The organism is Pseudoalteromonas sp. A3 (assembly GCF_025942345.1).
GTDB classification, from domain to species: domain Bacteria; phylum Pseudomonadota; class Gammaproteobacteria; order Enterobacterales; family Alteromonadaceae; genus Pseudoalteromonas; species Pseudoalteromonas atlantica.
This window is the reverse complement of sequence record NZ_JAPCKL010000010.1, coordinates 1-17,197: the sequence shown is the minus strand read 5'-3', so window position 1 is coordinate 17,197 and position 17,197 is coordinate 1. Positions and strand designations below refer to the sequence as shown.

12 protein-coding genes and 1 pseudogene are annotated in these 17,197 nt (G+C 39.8%); all 13 read left to right on the top strand.

The annotated features are described in order from the left end of the window. Positions 1-5: 5 nt before the first annotated feature. Positions 6-2,609, top strand: coding sequence for a type VI secretion system ATPase TssH (gene tssH / locus OIZ54_RS15495; RefSeq protein ID WP_264390763.1), 2,604 nt, complete (start codon positions 6-8; stop codon positions 2,607-2,609). Between the two features lie 250 nt (positions 2,610-2,859). Continuing rightward, entirely contained in the window at positions 2,860-3,339 is a 480-nt protein-coding gene (locus OIZ54_RS15490) for an Hcp family type VI secretion system effector (RefSeq protein WP_264390762.1), read from the top strand. 72 nt (positions 3,340-3,411) lie between these two features. Continuing rightward, positions 3,412-5,289, top strand: a complete 1,878-nt coding sequence (locus OIZ54_RS15485; RefSeq protein ID WP_264390761.1) for a type VI secretion system Vgr family protein — start codon at positions 3,412-3,414, stop codon at positions 5,287-5,289. A gap of 7 nt (positions 5,290-5,296) precedes the next feature. Beyond that, positions 5,297-5,653 (top strand): hypothetical protein, encoded by a 357-nt coding sequence (locus OIZ54_RS15480; RefSeq protein WP_024032868.1) that lies wholly within the window; start codon positions 5,297-5,299, stop codon positions 5,651-5,653. A gap of 37 nt (positions 5,654-5,690) precedes the next feature. Continuing rightward, on the top strand, positions 5,691-5,981 hold the full coding sequence (locus OIZ54_RS15475) for a PAAR domain-containing protein (protein WP_096042749.1): 291 nt from the start codon (positions 5,691-5,693) through the stop codon (positions 5,979-5,981). Between the two features lie 2 nt (positions 5,982-5,983). Further along, positions 5,984-7,009 (top strand): hypothetical protein, encoded by a 1,026-nt coding sequence (locus OIZ54_RS15470; RefSeq protein ID WP_264390760.1) that lies wholly within the window; start codon positions 5,984-5,986, stop codon positions 7,007-7,009. Next, entirely contained in the window at positions 7,006-7,857 is an 852-nt protein-coding gene (locus tag OIZ54_RS15465; RefSeq protein ID WP_264390759.1) for a hypothetical protein, read from the top strand. Before OIZ54_RS15470 ends, OIZ54_RS15465 begins: the two co-directional genes overlap by 4 nt. Next, positions 7,857-12,530 carry a DNA/RNA non-specific endonuclease gene (locus OIZ54_RS15460; RefSeq protein ID WP_264390758.1) on the top strand — a complete coding sequence of 1,558 codons (4,674 nt, stop codon included), beginning with the start codon at positions 7,857-7,859 and terminating at the stop codon, positions 12,528-12,530. The genes OIZ54_RS15465 and OIZ54_RS15460 overlap by 1 nt, the downstream gene beginning before the upstream one ends. 1 nt (position 12,531) lies before the next feature. Next, the gene (locus tag OIZ54_RS15455; RefSeq protein ID WP_157743014.1) at positions 12,532-12,870 is read left to right on the top strand and encodes an immunity protein YezG family protein; all 339 of its coding nucleotides are present in this window, start codon (positions 12,532-12,534) and stop codon (positions 12,868-12,870) included. A 197-nt stretch (positions 12,871-13,067) separates the two neighbouring features. Beyond that, positions 13,068-15,311 (top strand): RHS repeat-associated core domain-containing protein, encoded by a 2,244-nt coding sequence (locus tag OIZ54_RS20295; protein ID WP_319641012.1) that lies wholly within the window; start codon positions 13,068-13,070, stop codon positions 15,309-15,311. 11 nt (positions 15,312-15,322) lie between these two features. Then, positions 15,323-15,799, top strand: a complete 477-nt coding sequence (locus OIZ54_RS15440) for a DUF6985 domain-containing protein (RefSeq protein WP_264390757.1) — start codon at positions 15,323-15,325, stop codon at positions 15,797-15,799. Between the two features lie 115 nt (positions 15,800-15,914). Continuing rightward, entirely contained in the window at positions 15,915-16,634 is a 720-nt protein-coding gene (locus tag OIZ54_RS15435) for a hypothetical protein (protein ID WP_264390756.1), read from the top strand. Between the two features lie 42 nt (positions 16,635-16,676). Then, a pseudogene (locus OIZ54_RS15430) lies at positions 16,677-17,197 on the top strand (transposase); the annotation flags it as partial.

Sequence of the window (17,197 nt, the reverse complement as noted above, 5' to 3'; positions counted from 1 at the left end):
AAAGTATGTCTTCGATGACACTGAATAAACTAGTTGAAAAGCTAAGCCCTGATTGTAAAAAAAGTCTAGAAGGCGCAGTTGCAATTTGTAACAGCCGTAGTCATTTTACTGTCGAGCTTGAACACTGGCTACTTGCCATGATTGAGCAGCAATTAGATGATGCAAGGCTGATTTTTGGCTCTTTTGACATTGATATAGAAAAAGTAAAACAAGACTTAAATCAATCTTTAGAAGCGTTTAAAACCGGTAGTGAGTCATCACCTAGTTTATCTGTACATGTTACTAGCTTATTGAAGCAATCTTGGTTAAGTACCAGTATTGAGTTTACAGATAATCAAATTCGCAGTGCCTACGTTATTTATACGCTTGTAAAAGACGATACTTTATCGAGCTTAGTAACCCGTTGCAGTAAGTTATTTAATAAAATAGAGCCAGGGCAGTTACTTCATGCGTGGCCGGAAATAGTTGCTCAATCGCAAGAGCGCAATCACTCAGTACAAAACACGCCTAGCCAATCGGCTACAAACTCTAAAACCCCGAGCCTTGACCAGTTTACTGTTGATTTAACTGCTCAAGCAAAAGCCGGAAAAATAGATCCCATTTTAGGACGCGACTTCGAAATTCGCCAGATGGTTGATATTTTGACCAGGCGCCGTCAAAACAACCCTATTTTAACCGGTGAAGCGGGTGTAGGTAAAACAGCCGTAGTTGAAGGTTTAGCTTTAAGAATTGCACAAAAAGATGTACCGGCCGTGCTGCAGAATGTGAAAATTCACAGCTTAGATTTAGCACTATTGCAAGCTGGTGCAGGCATGAAAGGCGAGTTTGAAAATCGTCTTAAATCATTAATTAACGAAGTAAAAAATTCAGTTAACCCGGTTATTTTATTTATTGATGAAGCTCATACGATGATTGGTAGCGGTGGAGCCGCAGGCCAAAACGATGCTGCTAACTTATTAAAACCAGCACTTGCCCGTGGCGAGCTTAGAACCATTGCTGCTACAACGTGGGCTGAATATAAAAAGTTTTTTGAAAAAGATGCTGCTCTAACACGTCGCTTCCAAGTGGTAAAAGTAGAAGAGCCAACGCCAGAAAAAGCAGTGGCTATGTTACGTGGTTTAGTGCCCGTAATGGAAAAACACCACAAAGTATTTATTTCTGAACAAGCACTCGAAAGTGCAGTGCACTTATCGCATCGCTATATTACGGCAAGGCAACTCCCCGATAAAGCGGTGGCATTATTAGATACTGCCTGCGCGCGGGTAGCAATGAGCCAAGCATCTACACCAAACACTATAGAGCAACTTGTAAATCGATTAAGCGAAATAGAAACACAAGTGCAGATGCTACACCGTGAACAAAAAACAGGTTTAGATCACTCAGTGCAACTAGATACACTTAAAACTGAACTTGTAACTATTGAAGAGCAGTTAGCGCCGTTAACTGATCAGTTTAAAGTAGAAAAAGAAATTGTAGCTGAGCTTAATCAGGCACTCGAGTCTATTAACTCAGAACAAGAAAATTCATCAGATGAAATTTTAGCCAATCTTAAGCAGAGTAAAGAAAAGTTAACTGCTTTTGAACATAATATGGTTCATTGGCAAGTGGATGAAGAGCTTATTGCACAGGTTATATCAGATTGGACTGGCATACCTGTAGGTAAAATGCACGAAGATGAAATACATGGCATTTTAAACCTTGCACAGCAAATGAAAAAACGTGTTGTAGGGCAAGACCATGGGTTAGATTTAATCGCTAAGGTAGTGCAAACATCTCGCGCCCAACTAGCAGATGAAAGCCGGCCTAACGGTATTTTTATGTTGGCAGGTCCAAGTGGTGTAGGTAAAACCGAGACTGCACTTTCGCTTGCACAAGAAGTGTATGGCAGTGAAGAAAATGTCACCATTATTAATATGTCTGAGTTCAAAGAAGAGCATAAAGTATCACTACTGCTTGGTTCACCTCCAGGGTATGTAGGTTACGGCGAAGGTGGCATATTAACCGAAGCCGTAAGAAGAAAACCGTACAGCGTAGTGTTGCTCGATGAAATGGAAAAAGCTCATCCAGGTGTACAAGATATTTTCTATCAAGTGTTTGATAAAGGTACAATTAAAGACGGTGAAGGCCGTGATATCGACTTCAAAAATACAATCATTATTATGACTTCTAATGTGGGTACTGATACCACCATGAGTTTATTTGAAGACGAAGAAAGTAAACCAAGTATCAAAGGGTTATTAAAAGCATTACAAGATGATTTACTCGCATCATTTAAACCTGCATTTTTAGGCCGCATTAATGTAATACCTTACATTCCATTAAGTGACGATATTCTTACTGAAATTGCCGCTATTCAAATAAATAAAATAATTAAACGCGTTAAAAAACATTACAATGCTGAATTGGTTTATAATAACAGTGTGATTGAATATATTATCGCAAATTGTCAAAATGCTGGCTCAGGCGCACGTAATATACATACTATTTTACAAAACAGGGTGCTGCCATTACTTTCAGAGGTTTTATTATCAAGCATGGTAAGCTATGAAGAAATAAATAGTATATCCCTGCTTGTTAGAGATAATGAATTTGAATTAGAGTTAAATTAATTTTAGTTTAAAATTAAATTGAAATAACTTGTTATTAAGGTTGTTTCTTTAGTTTTAGGGCATTATAATTTTGGTGCCTGATATCGCTACATGGAATTTTTGAGACATTGTCTTCATCTAAGGAAAGGAATCTGAAGGCCTTTTCATTGCTGTATTAAAGATAATGATTTCGAAGGAATTTTGGGTAAACCAAAGTAAATAATCCAATACAAATGGATAACATAAGTTTAATTAAAAGGAGCATTATCAAATGCAAGCAAATACATATTTAAAATACGGACCTATCGAAGGCGAAACTACAGCTGAAGGCTTTGAAGGTACAATCACTGTTTTATCTCTTGATTTTAATGTAAGCCGTGAAATCACTTCATATACTGGTACAGCGATGGACCGTGAGTCTAGCTCTACTCGTTTAGGTGATTTAACTATTACTAAACTTCAAGATAATGCATCTACAGACTTATTCAAAGAAGCAACAATAGGTAAAGGTTTACCAGCTGAGTTCCATATTACTAAGCAAGGTGACGTAGTTGAAGAAATTGTTAACATCAAACTAACTGATGCAATGATTTCTAGCTTCTCTGTATCTGTTCAAGGTGATCGTCCAATCGAAACTATCACTATTAGTTACACAGAGATGGAAATGGCTGTTACGCCTACAAATGACAAAAATGATACTACTGCTAAGCGTGTTTACGGTTACAGCGGTGTTACTGGTAAAAAAATGTAATATATTTTACCTTTTTATAGCTCTGAGCTTTGCTCGGAGCTTTTTAGATCTTTAGGAAGGGAATAGCAAGGAATGCAAAAAGAAACACAAGACAATAACGTAATTCAGATTAGCACCCCTGCTGGTAAAGATGCCCTCTATTTAACTCGTTTTGTTGCCCAAGAGGCAATGTCAGACTTATTTGTTATGTCTGCCAATATGTACACAATTGGCAAGCAAATAGCGCACGAAGATTTAGTAGGTAAGCCTGTATCTATAAAAGTGAAAAATGCGGATGGGGGCGGCGATCGGTACTATCACGGTATAGTGAGCCATTTAGTTTCAAACGGCAGCCGTACAGCTGATGTAGAAGAACAAAAAAACTATATAGATTACCAAGCAACTATCGTCCCGTTTGCAGCATCTATGCGCAACCGTAAAAACAGCCGAATATTCCAAAAGAAAACAATTAAAGAAATATTTGCTGACCTATTTGGCCAACACAATGTTGCCTTTAGCGATAAAACCAGCAAGACATACCCTAAATACGAGTACTGTGTTCAGTACCAAGAGTCAGACTTTGACTTTATCCAACGATTACTTCAACAAGAAGGTATTTTTTACTTTTTTGAGCATACAAACAGCAACCATACCTTGGTATTGGCTGATGATATTACAGCTTATGAAGTGTGCGACGAAGCAAAGGTTGTTTACTCAACTGGCCATTTAAGCGAATCCCATGTATCACGTTGGCAGGGCGGTTTAAGTATTGCGCCAGGCAGCTTTAAACGCGTTGGTTACGATTTTAAACAGCCATCACGGTACCCTGATGGTGAGCAAGCTAATCCAGAGTTACCGACTCAATCAGTATCAGAAATTTTTGAATACACGGGCGAGCAAGAATGCCACCCGCGCGCAGCTAATTTAGCATCTGTTCAGCTTGAGTCATTACAGCGAGACATGAAGCTTTCTAGTGGTCGCAGTGATTGCCGTTCATTTACAGTGGGTAAACTTTTTAGCTTTAAAAAGCACGAAGACCCACGTCTTGAAGGTAAAACATTTGTCATTACCTCTATGATGACGTCAATAACAATACCTAATCAATCGGGTGCATTACAATCAAGTGCTGAAGAAGTGTACTCAAACCATTTTGAATGTGTACCCAAAGATATACCCTACAGAGCGCAAATAAATAAGAAAAAACCAGTTATAAACGGTGTGCAAACGGCAATCGTAACTGGCGACAGCGCCGATGAAATAATGATTGACCAATATGGTCGCGTAAAAGTGCAATTTGACTGGGACCGAGAAGGTAAAAAAGATTCAAAAAGTTCATGTTGGATCCGTGTTGCGCAAAATTGGGCAGGTAAAAAGTGGGGGGCATTTTTCTTCCCTCGGGTAGGCCAAGAAGTACTTGTAGACTTTATAAATGGCGACCCAGACCAACCAATTATTAGCGGAGCAGTGTACAACGCAGATTTAATGCCTCCGTATGCATTACCTGGTGAAAAAACACAAAGTGGTATTAAAACACGCTCTACCAAAGAAGGCGGAGCCGATAACTTTAATGAGCTAAGGTTTGAGGATAAAAAAGGCAGCGAGCTGGTTTATATTCAAGCAGAAAAAGATAAGCAGCTTTACGTAAAAAATGACCAAAACGACAAAACAGATCACGACCATAATATTGAAATTGGCAACGATCGAAAAGTTGATATTGGCAATAATGAAACACTAAAAGTGGCTAAAAATCGCAGTGACGATATAGGTGAAAACGACACGTTAAAAGTGGGTAAAACACTTAATATTGAAGCCGGTGATGAAATAGTAATTAAAACAGGCTCTGCACAAATTAAAATGAGCAGCAGCGGTAATATAACTATAGAAGGCACTAATATAGACATTAAAGGCAGTAACGTTAAAGTTGATGGTAGCGCCATTACTTTATCTGCCGGCATGATTAAATTAAATTAGTGCAGTTATGGAAATAATAAATAGCTTTTATACAGGGCATAGAAACGGCATTAATAATAATGGTTACGTTGTATATTGCCGTTACGGTTTGCCGTATTTAATTTGTTTGCCAATAAATAGGCCGGATGATCCATTGCTAAATCCTGCTTTAACGCATTTAAAAGCTATGGATGGTTATTATGCTAATCAGTTTTTAAGTAATTTACATAATGCTTTAAATAGTGAAGATACCATAGCCGCTTTATATCAGTACGCATTACAAAGCCCGGTATCAATTTCGGATTATAGTAAGGCAGAATTAGTTGATACCTTATCGGGTTTAGTTTCTCAAAGTAAATTATTAATTATTCCTTTATTTGATTAGTTTTATTGTCAAAAAGTAAATAAGACAAGGAGTCTTTATGGGTAAGCCCGCAGCTACAATTGGTCATATGCATGTATGCCCTAAAACCACAGGTACAGTCCCGCATGTTGGCGGCCCTGTTGTGGTAGGCTCAACTAATGTATTAATAGGTAGCATGCCCGCAGCACGTAAAGGCGATATGTTAGTGTGTATTGGCCCACCCGACAGCATAAAGTCAGGCTCTGGTAGCGTAAAAATTAACGGTAAACCCGCAGCTCGAATGGGTGATGATAGCTCCCACGGCGGAAAAATTGTTGTTGGTAACCCTACTGTATTAATAGGTGGCTAACCTTGCTGTCTACTTACATAAGTAATCATCAAGCACAATTGCTCTGTATTAGTAAGGCGCAGTGCTGCCCGTTTACTTCTGTAGGTTATGTAAAAACACTTAAAAAAAAGCTGTTAGAAACAACGTGGCTAACCGCTAAAAAAAATAATACTCCTCAACACTTTACACAACCCGATTTAACTTTAATTAATACGTTAGTAACGAGTGAGCAAAGCCTTGATGTGACTGCGCAGGCATGTATAGAGGTTATGGCTAATTTACCGCAAACAATTAACCTGGCTTTTATAAACTCGTTGCTCAACAGCTCATCCCTGCATGACTTAGCAAAGGCTGTTATTTATAAAGTTTTATTACAGCAACACAGCTTTAATTTAATTGCATTAATTGACTTAAATACTATTTATTTTGCATTGGCTGATAGCACCGAACAAGAGGCAACATCAGCCGAAACAGTGGCGCTTATCAGTGCATTCAACTCTAATGCAAACATACAAGTGCTAAAACATGTGTTTGATGAGCTATGTAAAAGTAAGCTTGTTAATTCACCGTTAATGTCGCTTTTTTTATTATCACTAAGTTGGGAACAAGTAAACGCATTAAGTAATTACGCAAGCAATGTTTTAACACTAGATGACACGTTACATGTGTTATTACAAAGTGGCTATGTAAAGCTAGTGCCCTTAGCGTGTATGTCGTTAAACCAAGTAGAAAACCCAACAGCTATTATTGCCTTAATAAGGCGAATGCTCGGTGATAAGCTCGATTTACTCGTAAGCTATGACATTCAAGTAAATGCATTTAATGCTGAACAACAAGCACTAGTGGCTTTTAAACAGCAGTTACAGCAAAACTGGCCTAAATACGAGGAGGAGCTTTGCTTGCAGAGGTTTGTAGGTGGCAAATCTCTTAATAAAAGGTTAAACGCAATAGAAATGTCGGCAATGGACTGTTATAGCCAAGCAATATTTAATTTGTATACCTACTACAAATCGATGGCTAAAAATGTAAAAGCAGAGGCGCAAGCATGAAGGCGTTTAATGTAAACGTAAGCTGTTTTTCTACGCCTTTGTCGCAAGACATAGATACACTGCTATATGCAGATACTCCAAACCCACCTAACGGTATTACTTGGCAATCATGGAATGCCTGTATTTATGATTGCATAGTAAAAGCGAAAGAACTTTTTGCAAAAGTAGAAGACTCAAACTTACCACTTGTATGGTTATTGCCAGCACTTGCGTACCAAGATGAGCTAAAGCAGCTTTTAGCAAAAAGTTTTAAACAGTTGTTCCCTGAGCATGTAGAGCACTTATTATTTTATGGCGCTGTTGGTGCTAATACGTTAGTGCAGTTGGCGGTGCAAAAAAAATGGCATAAGGCAAACGTGATTGCCATTGATGCTACCTATAAAGCCGATAAAAACAATGAGTGGGTATACTTAGGAGTAGGTGGTGCACTTGCGGCTATTGAAACGGCTCAAATTGGCTGGATGCAAACTAGTCATGAATTTGCTCCTTCAATAGATTTTATAAAGCACGACCAACTAGGCGGTATATTTTCCAAAATCGCACAGGATAATAAAGACCATATAGATCTTATATTTGCACCTGGCAACGGCATACATCAGCAAAGTGATGTTTGGCTGACTAATTTACAATTGCTCAGTAATTTAATTAATGAGCATACACATTATGAATTACCTAATTACAAATTAGGTAAAATTGGTGCGCTTGAAGGACTCGTCAATTTATATCAATTGACCTCAAGCCCGGCTATTGTAAATCACTTTAAACACGCTTTAGTGATTTCTCAAGAACAATCAAAATATCAGGCCGCAGCATCATACTTATGGATAAGTGAGGAAGTACACAACTAATGCAAAGTAATACGGTTGTTTTACAAGGAACGAGTTACCCCATTTGCCTAGTTGCTGGCAAAGGCCAAACGCCGTCAGGTTATGCGCCAACTGTGGCAAACACCCCAGAAACGGCTAAACAACAAATAGCTCAAATTGGTGGTGCGTTAACAGGTGACGCTGCCAAACGTCTTGATGTAATTAATTTATTAAATAGTGCTGGCGTTAACTGCCCACGCAGCGCATCAGCTCGCGAAACCGCAAGCGTACTTACCCAAGCCTTAGTAAGTGGCGCAGTAACGTGTTTCCACCAAAAAGCAAAGTCGGCCATTCAAGTAAGCGATAATACTAATAGTGGCTCAGCGGGAAAAAAGTCGAGCAATAAATCAAGCTCAACCGCATCAGGTAAAAGCGCATCGCAAGCACCCGCTAAAAATACGGGTGGTGCAAGTAATAACACCGCAAGTGAAGAGCCCATTACAAATCAAGAGTGCCGCTCAGATCCGGTTTCAATGCTCTCTGGCGAAGAAATTCTCCCGCTTATCGATTTTACCCTAGCAGGCAGTCGCCAATTAGTGTGGCGACGTTTGTATCGCTCATCTCATGCTGATGTATGCACAACAATGGGTAATGGTTGGCGCCATGACTTTATGGCAAGCCTTACAGAGCATTATTTGCCGCCGCCAAAAGTGGGCCCTAAGCAAAAAGGCACTTACTGGTTAGAGTACCAAGACGAGCACGGCGCTAAACATAAATTTGAAAAGGTGAAACCTGGCCAATCAAGCTATCAGTTAAGTAGTAACCTTGCGCTACATTACCAAACAAATGGTAAGCAAGTACTTGTAACACCAGATGACCAACACCTTACCTTTAAACCAGGCGAAAGTGCATGGTTGCTTGAAAAAATAATTAACGAAAAAGGCCAAAGCATCGCGTTTTATTACGATGCTAAAGAGCGCCTACATCGTATAGAAGTAAATAAAGTACGTGGCTGTATAATTAGCTACAACGCGCAAGGTTTATTAAGCAAAATAGCAGCGTACTGCACCGATAAAAACAACAAACAACAATTGTTATCGCCATTACTTGCAAGCTATGAGTACGACGAAAACAAAAACCTTGTTCAGTCTACTAATCAGCAAAACGAAACTGAGCGCTACGCGTATAACGCCGCTAATTTATTAACAAAGCGTACCCGAGCCAGTGGCTTTAGCCATCATTTTGAGTGGGATAGCTACTCACCCAGCGCTAAATGTATAAAGCAGTGGGGCGATAACAATACCTATACCTACCAGTTTGAATACAACCTTGAGCGCGGTGAAACAACCTGTATAGACTCTCGCGGCCACAAAGAACACTTTGTACATAACGCACAAGGTAAATTGGTAAAACATACCGACCCTAACGGCAATGTTTGGCAATATACATACAATGCACAAGGCCAAAAACTCAGTGAAATAAAGCCCGATAGCAGCACAATGCGCTATAGCTACACACCTTTCGGCCAATTAGAAACAATAACGCAGCCAGATGGTAGCCAAACCCATTTTGCTTACAACCAACTTGGGCAACGTGTATTAACTACCTTACCTGATGGCCAAACCATTACGCGTAAATACAGTGTGGCTGGCTTATTACAAAGCGAAACCTTTGGTGATGGCCGCACCACGTTATACAGCTACGATAAGCTCGGCCAGTTAACCCAGCATATTAATAAAAATGGTCAAATCACCAAATTTATTTGGAACGAGCAAGGCGAGCTATTAGCAAAGCATCATAACGATGAGTTAGTACGTTACAGCTACGACAGCTTAGGCCGCGTAAATGCCACACTGAATAACGCAGGCTTACTCACCCAATATAAATACAATGAGCACGGCCAGCTTACACAAACAATTGCCTTTGATGAAAACGAGCCTGAAAATAAACAGCATCAATACTTTAGCTACGACGAAGCAGGGCGGTTAATTAGCTCGCAAAACAGCAAAGGCGACACCACCGAGCAACACTTTGAAGGGCTAAGCCAACCGCACTGTGTTATTCAGCCCGATGGCAGCGCACTGCATTTAACGTACGACAAAGAGCGAAACTTAACAGCCATAGAGCGAAGCGACGGCCACGTATACCGCATAAGTTACGACGCGAACGAAAACCCAACACAAATAACAGGGTTTGATGGCACGCTACAGCAGTATAAATACGATGCCTGTAACCGCTTAGCCTCAGTAACACAAAGCAACAAACGCCATGTAAAAATAGAGCGCGACAGCCTTGGCCGCGTAACTGCGCAGCATGCAAGCCTTGCAAGCGACTCACATATAATTAATAACGCCAATTACTACAGCTATAACCTGCAAGGTAAAATTACTCGTGCACATAATGCGCAATCAACACTTAAGCAACGCTTTGATAAAGGCGGCAGGCTATTGTGCGCCGAGCAAGTTAATAACCAGCAACAAGCGCATACCTTAAAATACAGCTACGACGAATACGGCAGAAGGCAAACCCTTACCCTGCCAGATTCAACCACGCTTAAATACAGCTACAACCAGTTTGGCCAGCTAAGCGGTATTAACTTACAGCAAACCAACAGTAAAGAGGTTGAGCTCGCAGAGCCGCTTGTAACATTAAGCTACGACAGCCAAGGTAATATTAAAACCCAGCAGTTTGGTAACAGCATTACCCTCAATCAACAGTTTGATGTATTTAACCGTTTAACGCAGCAGCAGCTTACTCACCCAGCGCAAGCATTATTTGATACCTGTACGTACAACTACGACAGTATAAACCAGCTGATTGCCCGTAAAAACGAAGGCGTAAGCAGCCAAAACATCAATTTTGAATACAACAGCTTGGGTCAGTTAATAAAACAAACATTGGCAAGCTCAGGTGCTGATACAATCACACACTACCAGTGGGATAGCTTTGGTAACCCGCAAAGCCAAACAGTTAAATCAAACACAAGCGATGCAGACCTTAGAGATACAGGCGAGCAGGGTATAGAACATGATGCAGCCAATAACGAGCATACAGCCAGTTCTTCTATTGATTTAACACACGCCACCCATAGCGAATACAATGAGTTAGCACCAAATAGTAGTGAAAGTAGTAGTAAAAATAGTAGTAACGCTGACTCAGCAGCAAACAATGAAAGTACTAACAACACCATAATAAACAGTGCCACCGAGGCCGACCGCCTAACACAATTTGGCGACAGCGACTTTTACTACGACGAGTTCGGTAACCAAATACGCGAAACCGGCAAAGGCATTAAAACCCGCCGTGAATACAACGCGTTTAATCAGTTAAGCTGTTTTAACAACAACGGCACGCTCACCCAATACGACTACGACCCACTCGGTCGTCGTATTGCCAAGCACACCGAGCACGGTAAAATTGACTACATTTGGGATAACGACCAGTTAATCGGCGAATGCCAATACGGTGAATATACCTGGTATATCAACTTGCCAAATCAATTTCACCCAGTTGCGCTGATTAAACAAGGCGAGGTGTACTACTACCACCTAGACCAACTTAACACCCCACGCTTTGTGACAAACAACAAAGCAGAAGTTGTATGGGAAAATCAAGCCGATGTGTATGGTTATGAAGAGCCAGAAGCCGAGCCTGACGCTAATAAAGAGCATAGCTTCACTCAGCCAATCCGCTTTCAAGGGCAATATTTAGACGAAGAGAGCGGCCTACATTACAACCGCTACCGCTACTACAGCCCCAAACAACAACGCTTTATAAACCAAGACCCGATAGGTTTAGTGGGCGGGATAAACCATTACCAATATGCGCCAAATCCGGTGAATTGGGTAGATCCGTTTGGATTGATGTGTGAAGAGGGTGAGAAGAGCTTAAAAGAAGCGTTAGATACAAGAGTAGCTTCTGGGTGCATAAGTCCAAAACTATCTGAAAAATTATTTAAAGCAGCTCAAGATGGGCAATTAACGCCTAAGGAGATTAAGGATAATCTGAATTCAATACCACAAGAGGAAGGTTTAAAACCAGTAAGTATTTTTCCGATAGAATGGGCAGTTGAAGGTGTCGCAGATGTTGCCGATGCCTTAATTGGTATGTTTGACGAAGGTATGACTGCCGCAGGTGTCGCGACAGTAGCAATAGCCGCGATACCTGGGAAGCTTGCAGACAAAGCTCTAGAGCCAGTAGTTAAAAAGCTGGATAATGTCATAAAGCTAGATCCAGGTAAAAAAGGTGGTTGGAATAAAGTTCTCAATGGTAAGTTAGAGCCAAATACTAAGTATGAAGTTGGCAATTATACATACGGGACTGATGAACTTGGACGAGTAAACTCAGTAAGTGGTAAACTGGATTTATCGAAAGCAGATAGAAATACGTACCAACAAGCTAAAGCAGGTAAGCTAGATGGTATAAAAGATGGACTTGATAAAGATGAGGGCGGTCATTTAATAGCCTCTATTTTTGACGGGCCAGGTGAACAAATAAATTATGCAGCTATGGATGGCAACCTCAATAAAGGTGCTTGGAAGAGCATGGAAAATAAGTGGGCAAAAGCTCTAAAAGAAGAGCCGCCCAAGAGTGTTGAGGTTGATATTAAAGCTGTATATGAGGGAGAATCTAAGCGCCCAAGTAAATTTGTAGTTCGCTATAAAGTAGATGGAAAGCCATCTAAGCGTATTTTTAAAAATAAATCAGGAGGTTAGAATGGGAAATAGAGAAATGCAGGAAATTTATTTGTCTATAGCTGATGGAATTGTCAATAGCATAAAGAATGATTGGGAAACAGCATCTATCGAGATAGAGTGGTTTGGAGATGCTGGGGATTTTTCTGGAAATTATAAAGTTGGAACCTCAGTTAGTTACTTCGAGGTTGATGATAGTATTTTCGATGATATAGAAGAGCTACATGAAATAACTACTGAAAATGATTCGAACAAGTGGAATCGTGCTGTATTCAATTTGAAGCCAACTGGTGAATTCAATATCGATTTTTCTTGGGATCAAGAATTGGCTGATGAAATTGAACGATTGAATAATGAATGAGTTTAGTAAAACCAAAGTGGTCAAATCTTGACTTCAGACATTAAAAGTAATGTGAACCAAAAACAACACAAATAGAAAACAAACAAGACACAAAAACAAGAAAAACAAACAAGACACCCATCCTAAAAATAGGGATGAAAACACTCTTTAAAAACATGGATGTTTGAAGACTTAAGCAATTTTGCTTAAGACTTTTATTGCTATGCGGCCAAGGTAATATTAAAACCCAGCAGTTTGGTAACAGCATTACCCTCAATCAACAGTTTGATGTATTTAACCGTTTAACGCAGCAGCAGCTTACACACCCAGCGCAAGCATTATTTGATACCTGTACGTACAACTACGACAGTGTAAACCAGCTTATTGCCCGCAAAAATGAAGGCGTAAGCAGCCAAAATATCAATTTTGAATACAACAGTCTCGGCCAGTTAATACAACAAACACTGGCAAGCTCACGTGCTGATACAACCACGCACTACCAGTGGGATAGCTTTGGTAACCCGCAAAGTCAGACTGTTCAATCAAACACAAGCGATGCAGACCTTAGAGATACAGGCGAGCAGGGTATAGAACATGATGCAGCCAGTAATGAGCATACAGTCAGCTCTTCTATTGATTTAACACACGCCACGCATAGCGAATACAATGAGTTAGCGCCAAATAGTAGTAAAAATAGTAGCAACGCTGACTCAGTAGCAAACAATGAAAGTACTAACAACACCACAATAAACAGTGCCACCGACGCTGACCGTCTGACACAATTTGGCGACAGCGACTTTTACTACGACGAGTTTGGTAACCAAATACGCGAAACCGGTAAAGGCATAAAAACCCGTCGTGAATACAATGCATTTAACCAATTAAGTTGTTTTAATAATAACGGCACGCTCACGCAATACGGCTACGACCCTCTCGGGCGTCGTATCGCAAAACACACCGAGCACGGCAAAATTGACTACATTTGGGATAACGACCAGTTAATCGGCGAATGCCAACACGGTGAATATACCTGGTATATCAACCTGCAAAATCAATTTCATCCAGTAGCACTAATTAAACAAGGTGAGGTGTACTACTATCACCTAGACCAGCTTAATACGCCGCGGTTTGTTACCAACAACAAAGCGCAAGTCGTATGGGAAAACCAAGCTGATGTGTATGGTTATGAGGAGCCAAAAGCTGAGCCTGACACTAATAAAGAAAGCAGCTTCACTCAGCCAATCCGCTTTCAAGGGCAGTATTTAGATGAAGAGAGTGGCTTACATTACAACCGCTACCGTTACTACAGCCCCAAACAACAGCGTTTTATAAACCAAGATCCAATTGGCTTAGTGGGTGGCATAAACCACTATCAATATGCGCCGAATCCGGTGAATTGGGTAGACCCGTTTGGGTTAATGTGTAAGGAGGGTGAAGCCTCACTGAAACAGGCGTTAAACAACTGTACTCAATCAGGAGTAATTAGCCCTGAACTTTCAGATAAACTATACTTAGCTGCTCAGGATGGTAATTTAACACCTAAAGAAATTAAACATGGATTAGCTGCTTTAGCAGTAGCTAAGGTTGCTCCTGTTCAGCCGATAGTTAATCAAACGACGACTAACGTAGTACGAATAGCAACTCAAACAGCTGCTAATGATGCGTTATATGTTGCCGAAAGGTCACTGCTAGCGACAGTTGCACCTTGGTTAGCAAAGGCTGTAGGTACAGTATCTTTGCTAGCATATAGCCCATCAACGGGTGGAGTTTTAGAGGAACTGGCTGCGCCTGATGGAACTATTTACTCCAAACATAGAGACGAGGTTTATTATAAAGCAGTTGGAGTAGATGGTGATGAGTGGAGTACTCCCGATCCTCAGCAAGATATGCAATTTAGGATGTGGAAGGCCAATGGTGGAGAAGGGACACTTGAAGATTGGCTATCACAGGGGATGCCTGAAACTAGTGATGGAAATGTACCACTGACTGAGGCTAGTTTAGATTCTTTGAATGAATTTCTTCCTTATACAACTTATGAAGAACGTTTAGCTCAAACCCCGATCAATAACGGATCCTGGAGTGGTGAACGAGGTGAATCAATGTTCATTTCTACGAATCCTAGTGTAAACGAAGTAATCGCTGATTATGGAGTTGAGGGAATAAATTATGAAAATGCTTACCCTGATTTTTCACCTGTTGCAGAAGTAACCTATACGATTAATGATATTGGATGGGAATCGATAGGTACAGATAGAACACCTTTACATAATGCATTAGATCGCAAGTTAGCTGAAGATATGGATCTTCCATTAAAAGATATAAAAAAATACAGGAAAGTAAACTCTTTAACATGGCATGAAAAAGAAGATATGAAGACTATTGAGTTAGTCCCGACTATAATAAATGGTAAATTTAAGCATGTTGGCGGATTTGGCGAAGTCAATGCAATGAATGGTAAGTAGGGTTTAATTATATGATACAGTTTATTAAAGAAAAGTTTGAATATAAGGACAGTTGGAACTTAAGTGTCGATGTCGTTTTTTATGGAAAAAAACAATCTCTTAATATTTGCGTCGATGGTGAGGGTGATATAAATGACTTTGAAGATGAACAAAAGAAAGTTTTGAATTATTTGAAAAACAATTTAAATCAAGTCCTATTAATAGTTGAATCTAAAGTTTTTCAATATTATACGTCCAACCATAGTAGTATTGAGTCCAGTTTAGCTAAAAATAAACGATTAAAAGACGCCCCCTATGTATCTTCCAAGCTAGCTATGTCGGAATTAGTGGTTTTGAAGAATATTATTATTCCATATTGCTTTGAGCCAGAAGAAATAGAATTTGGTGTTGCTCTTGATTGTTCATGGGATCCGAGCCATGGACTTGGGGTGTTGTTTCAAAACTTCGAATATTTAGAAATTGGTTCATTCGATATAATTAATGGTTGAACAAGGTTCGGAGGCTGAACAAAATAACAAAGACACCCACTTTAACGAGTGGGTGTTAATTTGCTACTAACACGTTGTTCTTAAACAACATGACACTAAAGAAAAGGACTCTTCAATGACGGCAATCAGAATAACCCAAACCGTCGGGCTTGGCGGTACTAATAATTTAAATGATGTTAAAACCGTACAAACCACGTTAAATAAATTACTAAAACTTATTCCACCTACACAAGCTTTAGTTGTCGATGGTCGCTTAAACCCTCGTCCAGAAAACTCAAAAACTATTGCTGCTATTAAGTTATTCCAAAGCAAAGCCATAAATATGGTTCGACCCGATGGAAAAATAAATCCGAATGATGCTACTTTTCGTAAAATCAATGAAAAGTTAGCTAGTGCTGCAGTGGTAGCTGTTGTACCAATATCTGGCAATTTAAAAACGAAACAAAAACAAAATATGATGAAATATGAAGGTAATGTTCCTCATATGTATTTAGATACAAAAGGCTATGTAACCGTTGGCGTAGGTCATTTATTAAAAGATGTTGAAGCTGCAAAAAAAGTTCCTTTCACCGTTCGGGATACGGGTGTTTTTGCAACAACGAAGCAAATTGAAGATGAATTTAAACTAATTAAATCAAGACCTTTTGGTAAAGATGAAGGTTTTGGGCGTTTTAAACCTTTTACTAAGTTAATAATTACTGAAGTTGTTGCAAATGCCCAAGTTGATCAGCATATTAAAACGTTTGAAAGTGAGCTTAAACGTATATACGGTGAGAATAAACTAGATGAGAATAAACTAGACACCCATCCTAATTTTTGCAGTTTGGCTAACTAAGTACTAGGCTTTTGTAAGTGTAAAAAACAAGCAGGGTGTCTTATGGCAATCGCAAGAAAGCGTCAAGTAAGTTTGGTTGATACAAAGTACTACCACTGTATATCACGTTGTGTTCGGCGTGCTTTTTTGTGTGGTGAAGACCATTTTACTGGTCAATCTTACGAGCACCGCAGAGGGTGGGTTGAAGATAAGCTGCTAGAGTTAGCCAAGATATTTTGTATTGACGTCTGTGCTTATGCTGTTATGAGCAATCATACGCACTTAGTCCTGTATGTTGATGATAAAAAGGCGAATAGACTGAATGATAAAGCGATTGTTATTCGCTGGCGCAAGCTGTGTAAAGGTACTGTCCTTACTCAAAAGTACATACAAGGTGAAAAGCTAAGTAAAGCTGAACTTATCTTTTTTAATCAAACGGTAAAGGAATATCGAGAGCGCCTGTCAAGTATTAGCTGGTTTATGCGGATGTTAAATGAATACATTGCACGCAGGGCAAATAAAGAAGATAACTGCACTGGCAGGTTTTGGGAGGGACGTTTTAGTTCGCAAGCGTTATTAGATGA